The following is a 20,843-nucleotide window of genomic DNA, read 5'->3' as shown; positions in this document are numbered from 1 at the left end:
AACCATGCCAGGCGTCACTGACAACGCCGGGCGTGCCGCAACTTGTGGGTGAAGCGGTGCATGTGGGGGTCGAGCACCTCCACCGGCTCCTCGAGCACCTCTTCGGCGGTCAGCCATCGGATCGCGTCGAACTCCTCCTCGTCGTAGGAGGTGACGCTGTCGGCGTCGGTGGAGAGGAGGTACCAGAGCGAGACGTCGGTGTGGACGCCCGGCCCGCGTGTCTCCGTGACGGTGAGGAAGAAGGGGCGCTCACCGGTGATCGGCGATGCGGTGGCCGGGATGCCCAGTTCCTCACGGCATTCGCGGACCACCGCGGACCACGGGTCCTCGCCCGGTTCGACATGACCGCCGGTCGGCAGCCACAGGCCCGCCTTGCGGTGCGCCACGAGCAGCAGTCGGCCGCTCGTGGCGTCGAGGACGACGAAGTAGCTCACCAGGTGCATCGCGGGAACGTCGGGCTTGCGGACCCGGTGGAGCGGGGCTCCGCTTGTGATCCACCGCGCGGTGGTGGTCAGGTGGGTGTGCTCGATGCTGTCCCACGGTTCGATGGTGCCGACCAGTTCCAGCAGGCGGGCTCGCAGCGCTTCGTCATGTCCGGGGAGCGGGAGGGCCGTTGAGGTCATCCGCGCATCCTGTCAGAGGCGTCTGACAGGGGGCCTCCCGGCCGTTCAGCCCTTCAGCCGTTCAGCCGTTCAGCCGTTCAGGATGCCGGTGGTCTCGCTGATCGGGGTCGTGTCCGCGGAGCGGGGGACCGTCACCCGGACCGGCTCGCCGATGTCCTTCAGGACCGTCGTCACCGTCACCCGCGCGCCGGACATGTTGGAGCTCATGCGGGTCTGCACCAGGTTCCCCTTGCCGTCGACCCAGGCGTCCGCGAAGACAGGGAGGTCTCCGCCCAGCATGTCCCGGGCCTGGTCCATCTTGCCGCGGACGTCCGCGTCCATCCGCAGGGTGACGGTGCGGTGGTCGAGGATGCCGCGGTAGCGCACCGCACGCACGCCCTCGACGTCCTCCTCGCCCTCGCGGGAGACCTTGCGCATAGCGGCGGTCTGCTGCAGGGCGTGCTCGGGGTCGTTCAGCGGCGCGCGCAGCAGGTAGTGGGCCTGGGCTCTGTCCCGGTCGATGACGCCCCAGGTGTCCTCACCGGCCCCCACGATGTCTTTGACGTAGATCTTGCCCTCGGCGAAGACCTGTTCACTGTGGTCGATCGCGCCGCCGGGGAGGTCGACCGCCAGGTGGCCCCGGTCCGCGGCGAAGTCGAACCCGCCGGCGATGGTGAGGCGGTACACCTGACCGTCACCCTGCAGCTCGATCTTCTGATGGAACCCTGCGCTGTCCTCGCGGAGAGCCGCGACCGCGTCCTGAACGGCGGACCGCGCGTCCGACGCCGCCTGGGAGGACGGCGCCCCGCTCCCAGCCCCGTCATCGCTTCGCGTGTCTGTCGCGGAGCAGCCGGCGCACAGCAGCACGGCGGCTGCGGCGGTGAGCGCGAGAGGCGGCACAAGAGGCATGGACGAACGGCGCATGAAACTCCCCGGGATTCGTGGCGAGCGCTGCCCTCGCGGCACGCCCGCGCCGTGATCTTACGAAGCCGCGTACATCAGTGCGAGATTAATTAGTTCAGCGGTCAGGCGCTGCGGATCGGTCGAGATCGTCGGTCTTCGGGGGCGCGTCGATGGCGACCAGCTCGACCTCGAAGCCGTCGGCGTTCTCCAGGTAGGCCGCGTAGTGCTGCTGGCCGCCGGCATAGGGGTGGAGTTCCGGGAACATCAGGCTCCAGCGTGGGTGGGACGGCTCACGCGGTCGGCGCCTTTCCCGCTTCGTCGGCCGGCCGGGGGGTCGTCGCCACCCCATCGCTCGCCCTCGCGCCCGCTTCCGCGTACTGGCGCAGCGCCTCGATCAGGGTCGAGACCTCCGGGCGGCCGGGGCGGTGCAGGACGGCGACGCCGATGTGCCGGGACGGTGTCGGGGCTTCGAGGGGTACGGCCCGTACGCCCGGCAGTGGAGGCGTCAGCGCGACGGTCGGGATCAGGGAGAGGCCCACGCCCGCCGCCACGAGGGAGCGTGCGAAGAAGTGGTCCGTCGTGCTGCCCCGGACGTCCGGGCTGAAGCCGGCGTGCTCGGCGTAACGGCGCAGGTACGCCTCGGTCTTGAGGCAGCCGAGCACCCAGGGCTCGTCGGCGAGTTCGGCGAGGTTGAGGACCGGGCGGGCGGCCAGTGGGTGGGGCTCGGGGAGGACGACATGCAGCGGGTCCTCCATGAGGGGGATCCATTCCACGGCGGGGCCAGGGCCCCGCAGCCGGGGCAGCGGCCCGTCGAAGTGGTAGGCGAGCGCGACATCCACCGTGCCCTGGCGGAGTAGGGGCAGGCTGTCCTCGGGCTCGGCCTCTCTGACGTGGACCAGGGTGCCGGGATGCGCGGCCGTTACGTGGGTGAGGGCGCCCGGCAGGAGGTGCTGGCCGCCGCTGGTGAACGTGGCGATCGTGAGCCGGCCGCGAGCGGTCCCCAGCCGGTCGATCTCGCGTGCGGCGTGGGCGAGTTCGGCGGCGACCGACTCCGCCGCTCCCACCATGATCCGGCCTGCCTGGGTGAGCGTGACGCCGCGCGTGCTGCGGTCCACGACCGGGGCGCCGAGGCTGCGTTCCAGCGCGGCGATGTGCTGGGAGACGGCGGAGGGGGTCAGGTGCAGGGCGGTCGCCGCCCGGTTGAAGCTGCCGTGTTCCGCCACGCTTCGCAGCACACGGAGCCGCTGCACATCGATCAACAGTTTTCCTTCATAGGTGACCAGCAAGTGGGCACTTCTGCTGGCGACTTTAGGTCCGCAGCATGAGGACATGCAACGAGTCTGTGTGATCGGCGGTAGCCGGTATTTCGGAAAGCTCCTGGTGCGGCGGCTGAGGGCGGAAGGGCATCGGGTGACGGTGGTCAACCGTGGCTCGTCGTCCCCGCCCGACGGGGTCGAGCACCTGGTCGTGGACCGCGACGACGAGCAGGCCCTCACCGCCGCCCTCGCCTCCCGCTCCTTCGACGTCGTCGTCGACCAGGTCTGCTACACCCCGGTGCAGGCGGCGATCGCGGTGCGCGTCTTCCGTGGCCGTACGCAGCGGTACGTGATGACGTCGACCATCGAGGCGTACGACCCCAACACGGCGGCACTCGGCGCCCGTTCGCCCGGTGAGCTCGTGCCGGAGGACGCCGTGGACCCGGCTTCCTGGCCGGTGGACATGGACGCGCCCTGGCATGACGCGGCCTACCTGGAGGCGCACTACGCCGAGGGCAAGCGCCAGGCGGAGGCTGTCCTCACCCGGCACGGGACCTTCGCCTTCGCCTCCGTCCGCAGTGCCCACGTACTGGGCGGAGGCGCGCGGGACTTCACGGGCCGGCTGGCCCACTACGTCGAGCGAATCGCCGAGGGGAAGCCGGTGGCGGTGCATCCCACGGTGCTGCCCTCGGTGCTTGTCCATGCCGAGGAGCTGGCCGACCTGCTCCGGTGGGCGGCCACGGCCTCCGACTTCACCGGCCCGCTCAACGCCTGCTCGGAGGATCCGATCGACGTACGGGAACTGTGCGCCGTGATAGCCGCCCAGGTCGGCCGGGAGCCCGTCTATCGGGTGGCACGAGACGGCGAGGAGGCCTCTCCGTTCTCCTTCGACCGGCATTACGCCATGAGCAACTCCCGCGCGCGGCGGCTGGGGTTCACCTTCTCCCGTACCGCCGACTGGTTGCCCGGCGTCGTGGCGTAAGCACGTGCCACGACCCCCGCCCCCTGACAGCAGACACAGTGACGAAACGGAACACCATGAAGTACCGCCGTATCGGCGAACTCACCGTCAGTGCGATCGGCTTGGGCGCCATGCCCCTGTCCATCGAGCACCGCCCGGACGAGGACCGGGCCATCGCGACCGTCCATGCCGCCCTCGATGCCGGGATCACCCTCATCGACACGGCCGACAGCTATCACTGGCACGCCGCTGAGCGCGGCCACAACGAACTCCTGGTCGCCCGTGCGCTGACCCGCTACGGCGGCGACACCTCCGACGTCCTGGTGGCCACCAAGGGCGGCCGGGGCCGGCCCGGCGACGGCAGTTGGACCGTGGACGCCAGGCCGGCTCATCTCAAGCAGGCGGCCGAAGCCTCCCGGAAGCGTCTGGGGGTGGAGGCCATCGGGCTGTACCAGCTGCACAAGCCCGACCCGGCCGTGCCGTGGGCGGAGTCGGTCGGCGCGCTGCGCGAACTCCTGGACGCCGGGACCGTCCGGGCCGTAGGCATCTCGAACGTGACCTCGGAGCAGATCCGCGGGGCCCACGCCATCCTCGGGGACGCGCTGGTCTCCGTGCAGAACCGGTACTCCCCCGCCGTACGCGACGCCGAGGCGACGTTGGAGCTGGCCACCCGGCTCGGTCTCGCCTTCCTGCCCTGGAGTCCGCTGGGCGGCATCTCCCGCAGTTCCCTGGACGGCCCGTCGGGCCCGGCCTCGTCGGGCACCGCCTTCCACCGCGTCGCGGCCGACCGTGGTGTCAGTCCGCAACGGATCGTCCTGGCTTGGCTGTTGCACCGCTCCCCCGCTGTCATTCCCATCCCCGGCGCGAGCCGTCCCTCCTCGGTCGTCGACTCTGCCGGGGCCACCGACATCGAACTCGAAGCGGGGGAACTGAGGCAGCTCCAAGGCCCTTGAACGGGCGGTGAAGTCCGACGCCGGGGTTGGTGGTTGCAGACCGGGCGGTCAGACCGCCGCCGACCTCGAGGACGAACGGCTTCTGGTCAACGTCCCCGAGTGTCCCTTCTGGCTGGCCGGGCAGCACCTTTTCGGCCCCGGGCCCCGGCGGGTGCGCGCCGGCGGTGCGCCCGTGATGCGCGCGTGGGCCGAACACGCGCTGGGCGTCACCCTGTTGCCGCGCTTCGCCGTCGCCAGCAGCCTCGGCGCCGGCAGCCTCGGCGCCGGCACCCTCGTCGAACTCGCCCTCCCCGTGCCCGACCTCAGCCTGCGCCTGGTGTGGCGCGAGGACCGCGAGACGCTGCCCGGGTTGCGCGACATCCTCTACGCGGCCGCCCACCCGTGAACGGCGCTGAGGTCCTCCCCTTGCGGGACGGACCCGCCGCGACACCGACTCTCACAGGGAGATGAACGGCGAGTGCTCGGCCAGCAGGAGCCGCCGCAGCCAGCGGTGCAGACGGGACAGCTCTCGGCGGCGCGGAAGGGTGGATGCGGACATGACTCCTCCACGAGTAAGGTACGAGAGATGACGTACCTCCATGAAGGTACGACGATAGGCGTACCTTGTCGAGGGGTGGCGAGAGTTGACGAAATCCAGCGAGAGGTAAGGCGATGACCACGAACGAGCTGCTACCGCATCCGGACGTGAGCGAGCTGACGATCGGGCCGATCCTCAAGGCCCTCGCCGACGACAACCGCCGCCGCGTGATCGCCGAACTCGCCGCCGGCCCCCAGGAGGAGCGCCTCTGCGCCTCTTTCGACCTGCCCGTCAGCAAGTCCAGCCGCACCCACCACTGGCGCGTGCTCCGCGAGGCCGGCCTCGTGCACCAGCGCGACACCGGGAACGGCCTGTACATGCGCCTGCGCAAGGCGGACCTGGACCAGCGGTTTCCCGGACTGATCGACTCCATCGTGACCGCGGAGCCGTACTCCGGATGACGCGGCGGCCTCAGTAACTGTCGTAGACGGGCTGCCCGTTCGTGCGGTAGACGCCGACCACGGTGCCTCCCTTGGTCGTCGTCACGCTGACCGGCTCCAGCGCGGTGGGGATGGCCCCGTCGGCGAACAGGCGTTTGCCCGAGCCGATGATCACCGGGTGGATGGTCAGTCGGTACTCGTCCACGAGGCCGTGCCGCATGAGGGTCTGGGCGAGGTCGCCGCTGCCGACGACGCTGATGGCGCCGCCGTCGGACGCCTTCAGCTCACGCACGGCGTCGACGACGTCACCCTGCAGCAGGTGGGAGTTCTGCCAGTCGACGGACGTCAGGGTCCGGGATGCCACGTACTTGTCCATGTTGTTCATCCGGGCGGTGAACGGATTGCCGGGATCGGCGTTCGGCCAGTACGCCGCGAAGATCTCGTAGGTCTTGCGGCCCAGCAGCATCGCGTCGAAGTCGTCGTACCAGCCGCCGATGGCCGCGCCGACCTCGTCGTCGTCCACGGGCTTCTGCCAGCCGCCGTGCTCGAAGCCGCTCTCCTTGTCCTCGTCCGGACCGCCCGGCGCCTGCATGACGCCGTCCAGCGTCAGGAACGTGCAAACGATGATCTTGCGCATGGTGCGCTCCCTTCGTCGGGAAGGTAGACGACGCGGCGGCCGCAAACTCATCGGCGGCGGCCTCGTCGGCAGCAGCGCGGGTTTCGCGCCGTGGTCACACAGGGTGACCGGGTGCAGAACCTCAGGTACGAGGTGCGGCGCTGAAGATCGTGGGTGCGATGAGTTCGCCGACCGCCCAGGTTCCCCGACGAGCCCGCCGCCTCCCTCGAACTGGTCCACCGCCCCGGCGACGGGCCGGTCGACGTGGGCAGCGGTTTCGACCACCTCGCCGTCCAAGTGGAGGAACTGGCCGTCACTCTGAGGCGGCTCGTGGAGGCCGGGCTGAGGCCCGGGCCACTTGAGCACTCGGGTGGCCCCGACGGACCGAAGACCTCGTGGCTCACGGACCCGGACGGCTACCGGATCGAGCTGGTGGAGTGGCCCGCGGGACACGCGGACGGCATCACACCTGCGGACTTCGCCTGAGGTCCGCGTGGCACAGCCCCTACGCAGCGCGGCGGTACTCATCGCGACGACAGGTCGTACGCGGTGCCGTCGGCGACGGCACGGAGCTTGTCCGGGTTGGCCACGTTGTGGATGGCGGTGATACGGCCGTCCGCGTCGAAGTCGAAGGTGACCGTCGCGATCACATCCGCCGGCCCGCTGAACACGATCCCAGGCCCACCGTTGATCTCGACGAGGTCCGCCTTCATGTCGGCCGGCTCGACGCCCTGGTAGGTGACGGTGCCGATGGCCGCGAACCAGGACGCCACCGTGCCCGCCCCCACGACGGGGCGCAGGGCCTGGCGGACCTTGCCGCCGCCGTCGGTCCACAACGTGACGTCAGGGGCCAGCAGTTCCATCAGGGCGTTGACGTCACCGCCCGTCGCGGCGGCGAAGAACCGCTCGGTGGCCTCGCGCCGCCGCGCCCGGTCGGCGGCGAAGCGCGGGCGCCGGGCGCGCACGTGCTCCCGGGCCCGGTGCGCCGCCTGCCGCACCGCGGACTCGGAACGCTCCAGCGCCTCGCCGATCTCCGCGTGGCTGAAGCCGAACACCTCCTTCAGCACGAACACCGCGCGCTCCAACGGGCTGAGCGTCTCCAGCACCACCAGCATGGCCATCGACACCGACTCGGCGTCCAGGACGGCCTCCGAGGCATCCCCCGCGGTGAGGACGGGTTCCGGGAGCCACGGGCCCACGTAGGTCTCCCGCTTGTGCCGGGCCGAGCGCAACCGTTCCAGCGCCAGGTTCGAGACGATCCTCGTCAAGTACGCCTTCGGGTCGGCCACTTGTGAGCGGTCCGCACCGGACCATTTGAACCAGGCGTCCTGGACCGTGTCCTCGGCGTCGGCCGCGCTGCCGAGGACACGGTAGGCCACGGAGAACAGCAGCCGTCGGTACTGGAGGAAGGTGCGCTGGTCAGGAGTGTCGGTCACGTCGGTCACCTGGTCCCCCCAAGACGGGTGAAGCGGCCCCCGCGGGGCCAGTACGCGCCTGAGGCGGGCATCTTCTTCATACGGCCGTACGTCGGCCAGGGCGAGGCGGTCACCGTCTCCTTGTACCGGACGGCCGTACGCCCGGTCAGGCAGAACCGGCGCGGGCTGTCGTCGGGCCGCGTGAACTGCACCACGGCGTCATGCCGTCCCAGGCTCACCGGCGTGTGGTAGTAGCCGAACCGGAACGGCCTGGGTTCCCGGCCCCGGAGCACCCGGTCGATCGACAGCGCCGCGTGCACCCCGGTCGGCATGCCGCCCTGGCAGGTGCCGTGCATGACGCCGTAGCCCTGCCGGATCGCGGCCGCGTCGCCGATCGCGTACACGTCGGGGTGGGACACCGAGCGCAGTGCGGCGTCGGTGACGATGCGCCCGTGCTCGTCCACGGTCATTCCGGCGGTGGCCGCCGGCGGCGACGTCCGTGGGCCGCTCGTCCACAGCACCGCGTCGGCCGCGATGCATTGCCCGTCCGCCAACTCGACCGCGTCGGGAAGCACCTTCACCACGTCGACGCCTGCGCGTACCTCGACGCCCAACCGGGAGAGCGCGTCGCGCACATACGTCCTGGCCTTCCGGTTCAAGGTCTCTCCGGGCTCCTGCCTGCCCAGCAGGACGACGTTCAGTTCCGGGTGCTGCTCGGCGATCTCGGCAGCCGATTCGACGCCGGTCAGGCCGCTGCCCGCGACGACCACGGTGCCGCTGTCCAGCCGCGCCAGGCGGTCCGCGAGCAATTCGGCGTCCTGGGCGCCGCTCAGGGTGTAGGTGTGCTCGTCAGCCCCCGGTGTCGCCGAGGTGTCGGCGACACCGCCGAGGCCGTAAACCAGCGTGTCGTAGGTCAGGAGGCGGTCGTCGTCGATGCGGACGCTCTTCGCATCGGGGTCCACCGCCGTCACCCAGCCGCGCACGAAGCGCGCGCCGGTGCCCTCCAGCAGTTCCGGGATGCTCAGTTCGGCGAGCTGCTGCCCGGTCGCCGTCATGTGGAGCCGCATGCGCTCGGTGAACCGCTCCTGCGCGTTCACCAGGGTCACCTGCACGTCGTCGCGCCGCCTGGTCCGCGCCGCGAGCTGAACGGCCGCCGCCATGCCGGCGTATCCGGCCCCCAGGATCACCACGTGGTGCGTCCCCGCCGTGCCCGTCTCCTGACGTGTGCTCATCGTTCCGTCCTCCTCGGTCCGCGTGCTGACGACCACCAGATGGGAGCAGGGGGCCCGAACGTGACATGACCTGTCTGTGATGCGGGACACAGCGGGAAACGGCGTCACGAAGTCCGAGTCCGCGTGGTGCAGTGTGGGCCTCTGACAACGTCGGTAGGTGGCGCGGCGATCGACCGGAACGTGAACTTGGGGTGGGGGCACGGTGGTACGACTGCGACCGGACCGGCGTCATGCCGAGCCCCTTCGCGTCCTTGTCGTCGACCCTGCCCTCGGGGAGCTGGCGCTTCCTGAGCTCGTCGCCCTCGATGATCTCGGCCTGATGCCGACGGTCAACGTCCGGCGCGTGAAGGACGCCTCGCTTCGCGCCCGGATCGCGGCACGCTGGCAGACCGTGGAGTTCGACGGCTTCTGCGAGGGGGAACTGGCTCGTCAACTCGAGGACGGGGGCCGTGGTTTCCACGTTCTCAAGTGCCGGGCGGGCATTCCGCTCACCCGGAGCGTGCTCGAGCGGGCGACCTTCGGAGGGCCTGCGACGCCGTCTCGTGCTCGTGGGGAGGGCCGCTGCCGGCACCGACACCTTCGATCTCGCGGCGGCGCGGCGTCTCGGGGTCTCGGTTCGCACGGCACCGGGCGCCAACGCGGGGGCCGTCGCCGAACTGACCGTCTCTCTCATGCTCGACGCGCTGCGGGAGACCGCGCGACGCGACCGCGATCTGCGTGCGGGTGCCTGGGGTACCGCTGTCGAGGGCCTGCCGGCCGGCAGCCTCGGCGGCGCGCGGGTGGGGTTGGTGGGTTCCGGGGCCATCGCCCGGCGCACCGCCGAACTCGTACGCGCCTTCGGCGCCGAGGTATGGGTCCTGGGGTCGCCGCGGTTCACGCCTGCACGGGCGGCGGGCTGGCCGGGACGGCGGGTGGACACCCTGCCGGAACTGCTCACCGGCTGCGACGTGGTGTCGGTCCACGTGCCGGCGACGCCCGAGACCGAAGGACTGATCGGGGCCGCGGAGTTGCGCCTGATGCGGCCGGGATCGGTACTGATCAACACGGCGCGGGCGAGCGTCGTCCGGGAGGAAGCTCTCGACCGGGCGCTCCGGGATCCCTGCGGCGGGCCTGCTCGTGCCGCTGTCGACGTCTTCGAGAATGAGGGGGCCGGATTCTCCTCACCCCTCGCCGACAATCCGTACTGCACCCTGTCTCCGCACGTCGCGGGCATGACGCACAGTGCCATGCGGGCGGCATCTGACCGCCTTCTCGAGGAGTTCGAACGTTTCCTCGTGGCGGGCGACGGCCTCGCCGGAAGCGATCCCTCCGTGGGCGGTCGGTAGGAAAGGACCCGTGGGAGCCGGGGCTCGGGGTACTCGACCGGTCCGTCGAATGCAGGGGGGCTCAGGTCGGTCGATCTGCTCGGTTTCCTCGGCGTGGTGCTGGTGGCCTACGTGGTCCCAGGACCCGACTTCCTCGTGGTCGTCCGTTCAGCCACCGAGCACCCCGGCAAGGGGCGGGCGGCCGCGCTCGGTGCGCAGAGTGGGCTGTGTGCGCACATGCTGGCCGCAGGCATCGGGTTGTCCCTGATCGCCGCCCGTACACCGGTGGTCTATGCCGCGATCAAGCTCGCGGGGGCCGCGTATCTCGTCCATCTGGGAGTCCGCGCGGTGCTCGCCGCGCGACGACTGCGAGCCGGACGCGAGACAGCCCGTGCGATCCGCTCACCGACGGCCCGTGACGACGCGTCCCGCGGCCGGTGGCGGTCCGGGTTCGCGCAGGGCTTCCTCACCAACGTGCTCAACCCCAAGGCGGCTTTGTTCTTCCTCAGCGTCCTGCCCCAGTTCGTCGACGGCGGTGGCTCCACGACGCGGCAGATCTTCCTGCTCGGCACCCTGGACGTCCTCGTCGGCGTCGCGTACTGGTTCGCCCTGGTCGCCGTCGCCGCCCGGCTGCGGGCGCTCCTGGACCGCCCGAAGATCCGCCGTCGCTGGGAGCTGACCACCGGGTGGCTGTTCATCGCCATCGGTTTCGGCGTCGCCGCGGGGGCGGCCTGAGCCGGCCGCGCGCCCCGTGCCGCAGCCCCTCTCGTCACGTCGCCCCGGCCCGTTGTCAGTGGCAGTTGGCACGATCGGAGTCATGAGGAACCCTGCGACCCCTCCGACCACTCCGCCCACTCCGACCACTCCGCCGCGCCCCTTCGACGTCACCGAGGTCTTCCCTCGACTCGCGCCGCTGGCCCGCACGGCGACTCGGTTGCATCCGCGTCCTGGATCGCCCACGCCGCAGGACAGCTCCGTCGGTGGGCCCCTGTTGTGGCCCGCCGATGAGCCGTGGCCGTACTGCGAGGAGCCGCATGTCGTGGACGGTCTCAACCCCGCCCCCTCCCCGGCCTACGTACGGCTGAGGCGGCACCTCCAAGCCGTCGAGCGCGTGAGAGACCTGACCGAGGAGGAGCGGCAAACCCTTCTCCGCATGGCCCCCCGTCGCAGGGAGCCGGGGCAGCCGCCCGTCGGCCCGCCCGAGGAGCCGATAGCGATGCTGCCGGTGGCGCAGCTCCATGCGCGGGACGTGCCCGATCTGAACCCACCGCGGGGGACGGACCTGCTCCAGGTCCTGTGGTGTCCCTTCGATCACCCCATCATGCCCAGGACCGCGTTGTACTGGCGTGATGCGGCGGCCGTCACCGACATCCTCACGACGCCGCCCGAGCCGCCCCTGATGCAGTTCCACGACTACCTGCCCGAGCCCTGCCTGCTCCACCCCGAACAGGTCACCGACTACCCGGACCACCTCGAGCTGGGCGAGAAGCTCCGGGACCGGCTCACCGACTGGGCCGTGTGGCGGACCTCGGATGCGGTCGGCTCAGCCATGCCCCACCTGCGGGCATCCTTCGAGCGCAACTTCGACAGGGAGCTCTCGGAGGCCGACGCGAGCGACTTGGACTCGTTCCTGCCGCAGTATTACGACAACGAGCTTGCCGGTGCCCCCGGGTGGAAGGTCGGCGGCTGGCCCCGCTGGGGTGCCACCGACCCCTGCCCACGCACGTGTCCCGACTGCGGCCACCCCATGGACGCCCTGATGACCGTCGCGACGTTCGAGGACGACGACGACAGTAGCTGGCAGCCGTACGAGCCCTCCGGCGAGCGGTCCATCGGGCCCGACGCCTACGACCCGGATCAGCCCACCAAAGTCCAGATCGGCAGCGGATACGACCAGCAGCTCTACATCTGCCCGGCGTCACCGCTTCACCGCCATCTCGAGCTGATGCACTGACGACGGAGAGGCGGGATATTCGGTTGGGTGGCGCGACGACGTCTGGCTATGGTGCCCGAATGGCCTCTCAGCGTGCCCTGTTGCCGCGTTCGACACCGGCCGCGTCCGGGGTGTCGTCCCGTTCGATCGCCGCCCTCCTCGACCGGCTGGACGAAGCGCCGATCGAGTGCCACTCCCTCATGGTGGTGCGCCACGGGCACGTCGTCGCCGAGGGCTGGTGGGCGCCGTACTCCGCCGAACGGCCGCACCTGCTGTACTCGTTGACGAAGTCGTTCACGTCGGTGGCTGTGGGCCTGGCCATCGCCGACGGGCTGCTCTCCCTGGACGACCGGGTGGTGGACGTGCTGCCCGGCCATTCCCGGAAGGCATCACCGGGCAGGCGCGCCGGATCACCGTCCACCATCTGCTGTCCATGACGGCCGGCCATCCCACGGACAGCCTGGCCGACGCATGGGAGCGGGAACCGGACGACCTGGTGAAGGGCTTCCTGAGGCTGCCGTTCGCCGTTCCCGAGGGGACGCGGCACACCTACGACAACTCCACCACCTTCCTCCTGGCCCGGATCGTGGAGGCGGTCACAGGCCGCGGCCTCGACGGCTTCCTCGACGACCGCCTCTTCAAGCCGATGGGCGTCGATCACGCCGAATGGGACCGGGTGAGGAGCGGTGCGGTCTTCGGGTTCCACGGACTGCACCTCACGACGGAGGCCGTCGCCGCGTTCGGTGAGCTGCTTCTGCGCGGAGGCGCGTGGCGTGGTCAGCAGCTCGTCCCTCGCGCGTGGGTGGAGCTCGCGACGAGACGGCACATCGACTGCGAGCCGTTCGAGGACGGAACCGACCAGGCCGACTTCTCCTGCGGCTACGGCTACCAGTTCTGGATGTCACGGCACGGGTATCACGGGCACGGCGCTTTCGGACAGCAGTGTGTGGTGGTGCCGTCGCACGATCTCGTGGTCGCCGTGACCGCCGAAGGGGAGGCGCAGGCGCTGTTCGATGCCCTCTGGAACTGCCTGCTGCCCGGCCTGGATCAGCCGACGGACGACCAGGACGACGACGACATGCTCGCCGAGCGGCTGCGGCGGCTGTCCTTGTCCCCGGTGCCGGGTTCGGCCGGTGCTCTGGGTTCCGTCAGCGCCGTGCTCGACGCGTCCGCCGAGGCCTCGGCTCTGCCGGACGGGACGACGGTGACCGTCGACAGCACGGACGGCGGATGGCTCGTACGGTTCGAGTCGCTGTTCGACGTCGAGGTCGGCCACGGCGACTGGCGGGAGAGCTCCCCGCTCGGTCGCCCCGTGGTGGCGGCCGGCGCCTGGCAGGGCGGCACGTTCGTCGCCGACCTCTACGTCATCACCACTCCCCACCGTGTCTGGGTGGCCGTCGACGGGGAGTCGGGCAGGGCCTCCGCCACGTGGAGCACGGTGCCCCTGACCGGCCCCCGCCTGGAGCTGCATCTGCGGTCGCCGCTGATGACACGGCCCGATGTCGCGTAGGCGTGGAGCGACGGTTCATCGCGCCTGCCTGCGGGCCTCCCTCACTTCCCGGTCGACGGCCCAGGCGTCGGCGACCGGGCCGAGGTGGCCCAGCTTGTCGGGGTTGATGACCGAGCGGACCGTCCTGATCTCCCCGTCGAGGATGTCCAGGGCGAGGATGTGGAGGACCTTGCCGTCGCGGTCGCGGAACAGCGCGCCCGGCTGGCCGTTGACCTCGCGCGTCTCGAAGGTGATGTCGACCTCGGCCATGAACGGGTGGACGGCGGCGAGGAGCCGTGCCACGTTGTCGGCGCCGGCGACGGCCCTGGCCAGCTGCGGCGCCTTGCCGCCGCCGTCCCCGACGAGCTGGACGTCGGCGGACAGCAGCTCCCGCAGTCCGTCCACGTCACCGCGCTCCAGTGCCGCGAAGAATCGCCTGGCCAGCTCCTGCCGCTCCCGCCGGTCCGCTTCGAACCGGGGCCGTCCCTCGTTCATGTGCCGACGGGCCCGTACGAGCAGCTGCCGGCACGCCGCCTCCGAGCGCCCCACGGCCGCGGCGACGTCGTCGAACCCGAAGGCGAAGACCTCGCGCAGTACGAACACCGACCGCTCCAGCGGACTGAGCCGTTCCAGGAGCAGCAGGGCCGCCATCGACACCGAGTCTGCCAGCTCGGCCGCGCGGGCCGGGTCCTCGTAGGGATCGTCCAGCAGCGGCTCGGGCAGCCACGGTCCGACGTACTCCTCCCGGCGCACGCGGGCGGAGCGCAGCACGTCGATCGCGATCCGGGTCACCGTGGCCGACAGGAACGCCTTGGGCGACACGGGGCGGGTGGTGGAGGCGTCGTAGCGGAGCCAGGTCTCCTGCACGGCGTCCTCCGCCTCGCCCACGCTGCCCAGGATGCGGTAGGCGATCGAGAACAGCAGCGGCCGCAGCTCCTCGAACTCCTCGACCCTGCTCACGCCGTCTTCCCCCTGTGGTCCGTGCGCCTGGCCCGCCGGGCGAGGCCGGCCAGGCGTCCTTCGCGGATCATCCTCCGTGTCGGCGGTGTCGCCGGCGCCTTGCTCAGTGGAACTGGCCGACCTGGTAGTCGCCGGCCGGCTGCCGGGTGATGATGTTCAGCCGGTTCGCCGTGTTCATGAAGGAGACCAGCAGGACGAGGGCCGCGAGCTGGTCCTCGTCGTAGTGCCGGGCGGCGCGCTCCCAGACCTCGTCACTCACCCCGGTGGCCGCGTCGGCGAGGCGGGTCCCCTCCTCCGCGAGGGCGAGGGCGGCCCGCTCGGCCTCGGTGAACACCGTCGCCTCCCGCCAGGCCGCGACGAGGTGCAGACGTACCGGGCTCTCCCCGGCCGCGGCGGCCTCCTTGGTGTGCATGTCGATGCAGGCGGCGCACCCGTTGATCTGGCTGACGCGCAGTGCCACCAGTTCCTGTGTCGCGGCCGGCAGCGGCGATTCCTTCAGCCCTTGGCCGACCGCCATGAAGTGCTTGAGCGCCTTGCCGGCGGTCGGTCCGGCGAAGAGGTTCAGTCGCGCGTCCATCGTGTGTTCCTCCGGGTTGGTCGGTGTGCTTCACCTCCCGAGACGAGACAGCCCTCCCGCCTGTGACACGACAGGGTGCGCACGACGTCCGCAGGGCCCGCGGTCCCGCACGGCACCTTCAGCGCAGGTCGAGTACGGCCTTCCCGATGAGGCCGTTCTCGACGGCCTCGTGGGCGACCGCCACGTCGTCGAGGCTGAAGGAGTGCACCGGCAGGGGGGTGAGGGCGCCGTCCTCCAGGGCCGCGGTGATCTCGGTGGCGGCGCGCAGCAGCGCGTCCCTCGGTTCGGTGAGGAACAGCGCGAACCGCAGCACCAGGTTGGCCCACATGAGCCGGAAGACCGGCAGGGCCGGGTCGTCGGGCTGCGCCGCGTAGGTCACGATGACGGCTCCCGGACTCGCCACGGCCAGGTCGAGTTCCAGGTTGTCGTTGAGCGAGACCTCGATGATCCGGTCGACCGGTCCGGCCCCTTCGAGGATCTGCCGGGCGGCGTCCGCGTCACGGTAGTTCACGACGAGGTCCGCGCCCGCCGCCTTGACCATCGCGGCCTTCTCCGGGCCGCTGACCGTGGTCACGATCCGTGCTCCCGCGAGCCGGCCGAGTTCGATCGCGTAGTGTCCGACGGCGCCCGCGCCCGCCGCGACGAGTACGGTGCGGTCGCGCGGTGAGCCGTCTGCGTGCAGGCACCAGTGTGCGGTCATCGCCGGGATGCCGAGGCAGGCGCCGAGTTCGTCGGAGACGCCGTCCGGGAGCGCGACGGCCTGCTCGGACGGCAGCACGGTCCATTCCGCGGCGGTGCCCCACGGATGGCCGGCGCCGGCCATCCAGATCCACACGCGTTCACCGATCCGGCCGGGGTCGACGCCCGGGCCGACCGCGTCGATGGTCCCGGTGCCGTCCTGGTGCGGGATACGGCCGGTGTGTTCGCCGACGGGACGGAAGTCCTGCGGGGTCGCGTTCCGGCGCAGGAACATGTCGCCGGGGTTGATCGCGCTGAGTGCGACACGGACGCGGACCTGGCCGGGGCCGGGTTCGGGACGCTCGACGTCGAGCACTCTCAGTACGTCCCTGGCGGGTCCGGAACGGTCGTGGAAGGCCGCCTTCATCGGTTCTTCTCCTCAGGTGGTGTGTGGGGGTGGGGTGCTGTGGCGTAGTGGCGTACGGGCCGCGCGGCGCGCCTACAGGTCGGCGGCGACGCGCCTCATCAGCGATTCCAGGTCGCGCTCGCCCGCGGGGGTCTGCGCCCCGTGCTCCAGGGCTCCCGCCATGAGCCGGGCGGGCAGGTCGCCGCTGACCAGGTCGGCCCATGCGTCGTCCTCCGCTCTCAGGCCGTCGCTCAGGTCGGCGGGAGGGACCAACCGCTTGGCGGCGGCGATGACGTGCGGCGACAGCGCGGCGATCCTCTCCGCGACCTGGTCGACGAACGCGTCCAGCTCCGCTGCCGGAACCGCCCGGTTGATCCACCCGTAGGCGGCCGCGGTGTCCGCGTCCACCAGGTCGCCGGTGAGCAGCAGCTCCAGCGCCCGGTTGCGACCGACCCGCTCGCGCAGGTACTGCGTTCCCCCGCCGCCCGGCACGATGCCCATCAGCACCTCGCTCTGGCCGATGCCGGCCGTCTCCCGCGCGGCGAAGGTCAGGTCGGCGGCCGTGACGAACTCGGCGCCACCCGCCCGTGCCGTCCCCGCGAGCTTGACGATGGTCACCTGTGGCTGGTGGCGGAGCAGCTCGCCGACCCCCTGGAAGAGGTTGGCGTCCGGGTTGCGGTCCGCGATCGCCTGGAGGCCGTCCATCTCGTCGAGGATGTGGATGTCGACGTGGGCGAGGAAGAACTCGGGGTCGGCGCTGGAGAACACGACGACCCGGACCGAGTCGTCGTTCCTCAACGTCCCCAGCACGTCGTGCAGTTCGCGGATCATCGTTCCGCTGAGCACGTTGACCGGAGGGTTGTCCAAGGTGATCCGCGCGACTCCGGCGTCGACGGCGACACGCAGCGTCGTGTACAGGTCCAGGTTCATGAGAGTTCCAAGGTTTGCGATGAGCCAGTAGGTTTGCGATGGATACCTACCCTCGGCTCTGCGTCGAGGACGGTCAATAACGCACTTTTCGACAACCAAGGATCGTGATGGATACCGACGCCACGTCCCTGACGCCCCGCCCCATGCCGCGCTTCAGCGCCGAGTGCCCGAGCCGGCCCATCCTCGACCAGATCGCCGACAAGTGGTCGATGATGGTGCTGGCGGTCCTGGAGCAGCCGACGCGGTTCAACGACATCAAGCGGCAGCTGGAGGGCGTCACGCAGCGGGTGCTGACGCAGACGCTGCGCAGACTCGAGCGCAACGGCCTGATCCGGCGCCGCGTGCTGGAGACCTCGCCCGTCGGCGTGGAGTACTCCCTCACCCCGCTCGGCGAGTCCTTCCGGGAACCCTTCACGCGCCTGTACGACTGGACGGTCGAGCACAGCGACGAGGTCCTGTCCGCCCAGCAGGAGTACGACGGCAGGCCGTCGGGGCGGTAGTCCTCCGGCCGCGGTCCTCTCCGGCACCCGGCACCTGGCACCCGGCACCCGACACCCGGCACCGAACGCGCCCGCTGTCCGGAACCGGCCCGCGCTCATCGTCCCGCCGGATATGTTCGAGAACCGTGCGATCAGTCCCCACGACACCCACAGCACCCACGACCCCCACAGCGCCCAGAGCGCCCAGAGCGCCCAGAGCGCCCAGAGCGCCCAGAGCCACCCTCGACCATGGAGCCGTGAAGAACACACATGAGTGAAGCCGACGCGCAGGCCACCGCAGGGAAGCTGCGGACGATCATCGGCGAGCTGTCGGAGCGCTTCTACGAACGGGACGACGTGGTGCGCACCCTCGTGGTGACGTTGCTCGCCGGCCGGCACTCCCTGTTGCTCGGCCCGCCCGGCACGGCGAAGTCCGAGCTCGCCCGGGAACTCACCGGCCGGGTCGAGGGCGCCTCCTACTGGGAGATCCTGCTGTCCAAGTTCACGGCTCCCACCAGGATGTTCGGCCCCATCGACGTCGGCGCCCTGGCCCGGGGCGAGTACCGCCAGGTCTACGAGGGCCGCGCCACGACCGCCCATGTCGCGTTCATCGACGAGATATTCAAGTGCTCGACGGCGGCACTGAACGAGACGCTGGGCTACCTCAACGAGCGGATCTACCACCCGGAGAACGGCGGCGAGCCGATCCGGTGCCCTCTGATCGGAGCCATCACCGCGAGCAACGAGCTGCCGGACGAGGAGGACGCGGCCGCCATCTACGACCGCCTGCTGGTGCGGATCGAGGTCGGTTACCTGACCGACCCCTCGAACTTCGCCGCCCTGGTCCGCTCCGCCGTCCGCGCACCGGCGCCGGTCTCCGCCCCGACGACGATCCAGCTCGCCGAGTTGCAGGACGCCGTCACGAAGGCGGTCCCGGCGATCGAGGTCCCCGACGCCATGGTCGACGCCGTCTGCACCCTGCGGGCCGCGTTGCGGCGCAAGGAACTCATCGCCTCCGACCGACGCTGGCGGCAGGCGGTCGGTCTGCTCCAGGCATCGGCGTATGTAGACGGCCGCCCGGAGGTCACCGAGACCGACCTGCCGGTGCTGACCCACGTGTTGTGGAACTCCCCCGCCGAACGCCCCGTCGTCGAGCGGGAAGTGCTGCACCTGGTGAACCCGGACGCGAAGGAGGCGCTCGACCTGGCCGACACCCTCGACGAGTTGGAGACGCAACTCGACGCCATGGCCGGTCAGTCCCGTGAGGCGCTGAGCGACTGGGTCATCAAGAACGCCCACAACAAGCTCGCCACAGCCGGGAAGCGTCTGGAGCAGCTGCGTACGGAGGCAGCGGGCGCCGGTCGTTCCACGACCACGATCGACCGCGTGACACTCCGCCAGCGGGCGGTGCGGGCCCGCGTGCTCACGGAGGCCCTCGGTCTGGACACCAGCATGGTGGACGCCCAGCCCTGACACTCCCCCACCTCCGGCCCTTGACCTTCTTCCCCCCGGCTCCAGGACTGCGCACCGTGACCGACACACCGCCCGGCTCCGACCCGCCGACGACCCCGCCCGCCTCTCCCGTGCAGCGGCACACGCTGACCGTGGTCGCGGACCGCTTCGACATCGCCACATGGCAGGACACCCGCGCCCAGTCGACGGCCCTGCGCGATCTGGCCGCGGAGCTGCGCGCCCGCCACGAAGGCGCGGCCGACCTGCTGACCGACGTGTTCCTGGCCGCCTATCGAGCCCGGCCACGGCTGCGCGACCCCGCGACGCTGGCCCCCACCCGGCTGGTCAACCACTGCGTCCTCACCTCGCTGATGGAGCCGCCGGAGTTCGCCGAACTGCAGCGGACGACAGCCGGCGATCCGTACGCCGCCGCCGTGTCCGTACTCGCCCTGGCGCCCGCGCTGCGCCGCATCCTGGAAGGCGCCGACGAGGCCCAGAGCCGGGCCGAGGAGGCCGGGCGGGCCCAGCTGGCTGCCGAGAGGGCGGCAGCGGATGCGGCGGAGGCGCTGCGGCAGGCGGACCAGGGGCAGGTGGACCCGGGCCAGGTGGAGCCGGACAGCCACACCCTTCGGCAAGCCGCCGAGGCGGCCCGCGCGGCAGCTCAACAGGCCATGAACACCGCCACGCAGGCCCTGGCCGCTGCCGCCCCCGGCCTCCGCGCCGTCTCCCATGCGGCAGCGGCGCGGGCCGCCACGGCCGCACGCAAGGAAGCCGACCTGATGCGGGCGTGGGGTGTGGGCCCCGGCCAGACGGAGCGGATGCCCTTCGCCGAACGCCTGCGGCTCGCCGAGCGGCTGTCCTCCAGCCACCTCGCCCAGTGGGCCGACCTGATCGGCCGCTTCCGGCAGATGGCCCGCGGCGAACGCGCCCGCAAGGTGGAGCACACCAGCGGCGAACTGATCGGCGTCACCCTCGGCAACGACCTCTCCCGCATCGTCCCCTCCGAACTGGCCCACCTCGGCCTGCCGGAACTGCGTGCCGTCTTCGCCGCGCGCTACGCCGCCGGGGAACTCATGCTGTACGACAGCCGGGGCGACCAGACGTCGGGGCGCGGCGCGATCATCGCGTGCGTCGACACCTCGCACTCCATGTACGAGGCGGGCCCCGGCGGCGTCACCAGGGAGGCGTGGGCCAAGGGGTGTGCCCTGGCGCTCCTCGACCAGGCCCGCCACGCCCGGCGGGACTTCGTCGGCATCCTGTTCTCCGCCGCCGACAAGCTCCAGGTGTTCCGCTTCCCGGCCGACGGGCCGGCTCCTGTCGAGCGCGTCCTGGAGTTCGCGGAGACCTTCCTCGGCGGTGGCACGGACTATCAGAGACCGCTGAGTGCGGCGGCCGACCTGTTGCAGCAGGAGTTCGACGACGCGTCCCGGTCCCGCGGCGACATCGTGATGATCACCGACGACGACTGCGACGTCACCGAGACGTGGATGCGCCAGTGGAGGGAGACCAAGCGCCGGCTGGGCTTCCGGGTCTTCGGGGCCGCCGTCGGAGTGCCGCCCGCGGCCGCCGCGGTCTCGGTCCTGGACGCCTTGTGCGACAACCTGCGCTCCATCGAGGACCTCACGGACGTCCACGCGGCCGCCGATCTGTTCCGCGTCATCTGACCCGGCCGGAAGCAACTCGGCGAGCCCGCGCGGAGGTTCGCACGCGTCGGGCCGGCGCTCAGCGCCCTTGATCGTC

General features: G+C 71.1%; 21 protein-coding genes and 2 pseudogenes. 12 read left to right on the top strand and 11 right to left on the bottom strand.

What is annotated here, in order from left to right:
• Positions 1–14: 14 nt before the first annotated feature.
• From F8R89_RS35520 to F8R89_RS35505, 4 genes are all read right to left on the bottom strand, one after another.
• On the bottom strand, positions 15–623 hold the full coding sequence (locus F8R89_RS35520; protein ID WP_151787876.1) for an NUDIX hydrolase: 609 nt from the start codon (positions 621–623) through the stop codon (positions 15–17).
• 69 nt (positions 624–692) lie between these two features.
• Positions 693–1,511, bottom strand: coding sequence for a hypothetical protein (locus tag F8R89_RS35515; RefSeq protein WP_151787875.1), 819 nt, complete (start codon positions 1,509–1,511; stop codon positions 693–695).
• A gap of 109 nt (positions 1,512–1,620) precedes the next feature.
• Positions 1,621–1,770, bottom strand: a complete 150-nt coding sequence (locus F8R89_RS36410) for a hypothetical protein (RefSeq protein ID WP_192806421.1) — start codon at positions 1,768–1,770, stop codon at positions 1,621–1,623.
• A 25-nt stretch (positions 1,771–1,795) separates the two neighbouring features.
• A complete protein-coding gene (locus F8R89_RS35505) occupies positions 1,796–2,764 on the bottom strand; it encodes a LysR family transcriptional regulator (RefSeq protein WP_151787873.1) in 969 nt (322 codons plus the stop codon).
• Positions 2,765–2,834: 70 nt separating this feature from the next.
• On the opposite strand from F8R89_RS35505, the gene F8R89_RS35500 reads away from it, so the two are divergent.
• From F8R89_RS35500 to F8R89_RS35485, 4 genes are all read left to right on the top strand, one after another.
• Entirely contained in the window at positions 2,835–3,743 is a 909-nt protein-coding gene (locus F8R89_RS35500) for an NAD-dependent epimerase/dehydratase family protein (protein WP_151787872.1), read from the top strand.
• 56 nt (positions 3,744–3,799) lie between these two features.
• On the top strand, positions 3,800–4,675 hold the full coding sequence (locus F8R89_RS35495; RefSeq protein ID WP_151787871.1) for an aldo/keto reductase: 876 nt from the start codon (positions 3,800–3,802) through the stop codon (positions 4,673–4,675).
• 7 nt (positions 4,676–4,682) lie between these two features.
• On the top strand, positions 4,683–5,060 hold the full coding sequence (locus F8R89_RS35490; RefSeq protein WP_225994591.1) for a LysR substrate-binding domain-containing protein: 378 nt from the start codon (positions 4,683–4,685) through the stop codon (positions 5,058–5,060).
• Positions 5,061–5,326: 266 nt separating this feature from the next.
• A complete protein-coding gene (locus F8R89_RS35485; protein ID WP_151787870.1) occupies positions 5,327–5,653 on the top strand; it encodes an ArsR/SmtB family transcription factor in 327 nt (108 codons plus the stop codon).
• A gap of 10 nt (positions 5,654–5,663) precedes the next feature.
• Here the strand turns inward: F8R89_RS35485 and F8R89_RS35480 are convergent, their stop codons facing one another.
• Positions 5,664–6,269 carry a dihydrofolate reductase family protein gene (locus F8R89_RS35480; RefSeq protein WP_151787869.1) on the bottom strand — a complete coding sequence of 202 codons (606 nt, stop codon included), beginning with the start codon at positions 6,267–6,269 and terminating at the stop codon, positions 5,664–5,666.
• A 177-nt stretch (positions 6,270–6,446) separates the two neighbouring features.
• On the opposite strand from F8R89_RS35480, the pseudogene F8R89_RS35475 reads away from it, so the two are divergent.
• A pseudogene (locus F8R89_RS35475) lies at positions 6,447–6,734 on the top strand (VOC family protein); the annotation flags it as partial.
• A 38-nt stretch (positions 6,735–6,772) separates the two neighbouring features.
• Here F8R89_RS35475 and F8R89_RS35470 read toward each other — a convergent pair.
• Positions 6,773–7,684, bottom strand: a complete 912-nt coding sequence (locus tag F8R89_RS35470; protein ID WP_413251284.1) for an RNA polymerase sigma-70 factor — start codon at positions 7,682–7,684, stop codon at positions 6,773–6,775.
• Positions 7,685–7,689: 5 nt separating this feature from the next.
• Complete coding sequence (locus tag F8R89_RS35465) at positions 7,690–8,895, bottom strand: NAD(P)/FAD-dependent oxidoreductase (protein WP_151787866.1); 1,206 nt, start codon at positions 8,893–8,895, stop codon at positions 7,690–7,692.
• A gap of 449 nt (positions 8,896–9,344) precedes the next feature.
• Between F8R89_RS35465 and F8R89_RS35460 the strand changes: the two genes are divergently transcribed.
• The 4 genes and pseudogenes from F8R89_RS35460 (at position 9,345) to F8R89_RS35445 (ending at position 13,642) form a co-directional block, all read left to right on the top strand.
• Positions 9,345–10,220 (top strand): NAD(P)-dependent oxidoreductase, encoded by an 876-nt coding sequence (locus F8R89_RS35460; protein WP_151787865.1) that lies wholly within the window; start codon positions 9,345–9,347, stop codon positions 10,218–10,220.
• Between the two features lie 111 nt (positions 10,221–10,331).
• Positions 10,332–10,934 carry a LysE family translocator gene (locus tag F8R89_RS35455; RefSeq protein ID WP_264158902.1) on the top strand — a complete coding sequence of 201 codons (603 nt, stop codon included), beginning with the start codon at positions 10,332–10,334 and terminating at the stop codon, positions 10,932–10,934.
• Between the two features lie 418 nt (positions 10,935–11,352).
• The gene (locus F8R89_RS35450) at positions 11,353–12,153 is read left to right on the top strand and encodes a non-ribosomal peptide synthetase (RefSeq protein ID WP_318841311.1); all 801 of its coding nucleotides are present in this window, start codon (positions 11,353–11,355) and stop codon (positions 12,151–12,153) included.
• A 59-nt stretch (positions 12,154–12,212) separates the two neighbouring features.
• Positions 12,213–13,642: pseudogene (locus tag F8R89_RS35445) on the top strand (serine hydrolase domain-containing protein).
• A 15-nt stretch (positions 13,643–13,657) separates the two neighbouring features.
• Here the strand turns inward: F8R89_RS35445 and F8R89_RS35440 are convergent.
• From F8R89_RS35440 to F8R89_RS35425, 4 genes are all read right to left on the bottom strand, one after another.
• Positions 13,658–14,581, bottom strand: coding sequence for an RNA polymerase sigma-70 factor (locus F8R89_RS35440; protein WP_151787862.1), 924 nt, complete (start codon positions 14,579–14,581; stop codon positions 13,658–13,660).
• A 103-nt stretch (positions 14,582–14,684) separates the two neighbouring features.
• Entirely contained in the window at positions 14,685–15,158 is a 474-nt protein-coding gene (locus F8R89_RS35435; RefSeq protein ID WP_151787861.1) for a carboxymuconolactone decarboxylase family protein, read from the bottom strand.
• 118 nt (positions 15,159–15,276) lie between these two features.
• Positions 15,277–16,263: an NADPH:quinone reductase gene (locus tag F8R89_RS35430; RefSeq protein WP_151787860.1), complete on the bottom strand. Its 987-nt coding sequence runs from the start codon at positions 16,261–16,263 to the stop codon at positions 15,277–15,279.
• Between the two features lie 72 nt (positions 16,264–16,335).
• Positions 16,336–17,172, bottom strand: coding sequence for an enoyl-CoA hydratase/isomerase family protein (locus tag F8R89_RS35425; RefSeq protein ID WP_151787859.1), 837 nt, complete (start codon positions 17,170–17,172; stop codon positions 16,336–16,338).
• Positions 17,173–17,279: 107 nt separating this feature from the next.
• Between F8R89_RS35425 and F8R89_RS35420 the strand changes: the two genes are divergently transcribed.
• The 3 genes from F8R89_RS35420 to F8R89_RS35405 all read left to right on the top strand — a co-directional run bounded on the left by F8R89_RS35420 (position 17,280) and on the right by F8R89_RS35405 (position 20,767).
• Entirely contained in the window at positions 17,280–17,672 is a 393-nt protein-coding gene (locus F8R89_RS35420) for a winged helix-turn-helix transcriptional regulator (protein WP_225994589.1), read from the top strand.
• A 249-nt stretch (positions 17,673–17,921) separates the two neighbouring features.
• Complete coding sequence (locus tag F8R89_RS35410) at positions 17,922–19,124, top strand: AAA family ATPase (protein ID WP_151787857.1); 1,203 nt, start codon at positions 17,922–17,924, stop codon at positions 19,122–19,124.
• Between the two features lie 56 nt (positions 19,125–19,180).
• The gene (locus tag F8R89_RS35405; protein ID WP_225994588.1) at positions 19,181–20,767 is read left to right on the top strand and encodes a VWA domain-containing protein; all 1,587 of its coding nucleotides are present in this window, start codon (positions 19,181–19,183) and stop codon (positions 20,765–20,767) included.
• The last annotated feature ends 76 nt before the right edge of the window (positions 20,768–20,843 follow it).

It is taken from the genome of Streptomyces sp. SS1-1 (assembly GCF_008973465.1).
Taxonomy (GTDB): domain Bacteria; phylum Actinomycetota; class Actinomycetes; order Streptomycetales; family Streptomycetaceae; genus Streptomyces.
Note: the sequence above shows the minus strand (reverse complement) of the source record. Positions and strands in the feature narration are given on the sequence as shown.

Excerpts from the sequence above, each read along its gene's own strand:
- F8R89_RS35520 (WP_151787876.1), bottom strand. The coding sequence starts at position 623 with ATGACCTCAACGGCCCTCCCGCTCCCCGGACATGACGAAGCGCTGCGA.
- F8R89_RS35515 (WP_151787875.1), bottom strand. The coding sequence starts at position 1,511 with ATGCCTCTTGTGCCGCCTCTCGCGCTCACCGCCGCAGCCGCCGTGCTG.
- F8R89_RS36410 (WP_192806421.1), bottom strand. The coding sequence starts at position 1,770 with ATGTTCCCGGAACTCCACCCCTATGCCGGCGGCCAGCAGCACTACGCG.
- F8R89_RS35500 (WP_151787872.1), top strand. The coding sequence starts at position 2,835 with ATGCAACGAGTCTGTGTGATCGGCGGTAGCCGGTATTTCGGAAAGCTC.
- F8R89_RS35495 (WP_151787871.1), top strand. The coding sequence starts at position 3,800 with ATGAAGTACCGCCGTATCGGCGAACTCACCGTCAGTGCGATCGGCTTG.
- F8R89_RS35485 (WP_151787870.1), top strand. The coding sequence starts at position 5,327 with ATGACCACGAACGAGCTGCTACCGCATCCGGACGTGAGCGAGCTGACG.
- F8R89_RS35480 (WP_151787869.1), bottom strand. The coding sequence starts at position 6,269 with ATGCGCAAGATCATCGTTTGCACGTTCCTGACGCTGGACGGCGTCATG.
- F8R89_RS35465 (WP_151787866.1), bottom strand. The coding sequence starts at position 8,895 with ATGAGCACACGTCAGGAGACGGGCACGGCGGGGACGCACCACGTGGTG.
- F8R89_RS35450 (WP_318841311.1), top strand. The coding sequence starts at position 11,353 with ATGGCCCCCCGTCGCAGGGAGCCGGGGCAGCCGCCCGTCGGCCCGCCC.
- F8R89_RS35435 (WP_151787861.1), bottom strand. The coding sequence starts at position 15,158 with ATGGACGCGCGACTGAACCTCTTCGCCGGACCGACCGCCGGCAAGGCG.
- F8R89_RS35430 (WP_151787860.1), bottom strand. The coding sequence starts at position 16,263 with ATGAAGGCGGCCTTCCACGACCGTTCCGGACCCGCCAGGGACGTACTG.
- F8R89_RS35425 (WP_151787859.1), bottom strand. The coding sequence starts at position 17,172 with ATGAACCTGGACCTGTACACGACGCTGCGTGTCGCCGTCGACGCCGGA.
- F8R89_RS35420 (WP_225994589.1), top strand. The coding sequence starts at position 17,280 with ATGGATACCGACGCCACGTCCCTGACGCCCCGCCCCATGCCGCGCTTC.
- F8R89_RS35410 (WP_151787857.1), top strand. The coding sequence starts at position 17,922 with ATGAGTGAAGCCGACGCGCAGGCCACCGCAGGGAAGCTGCGGACGATC.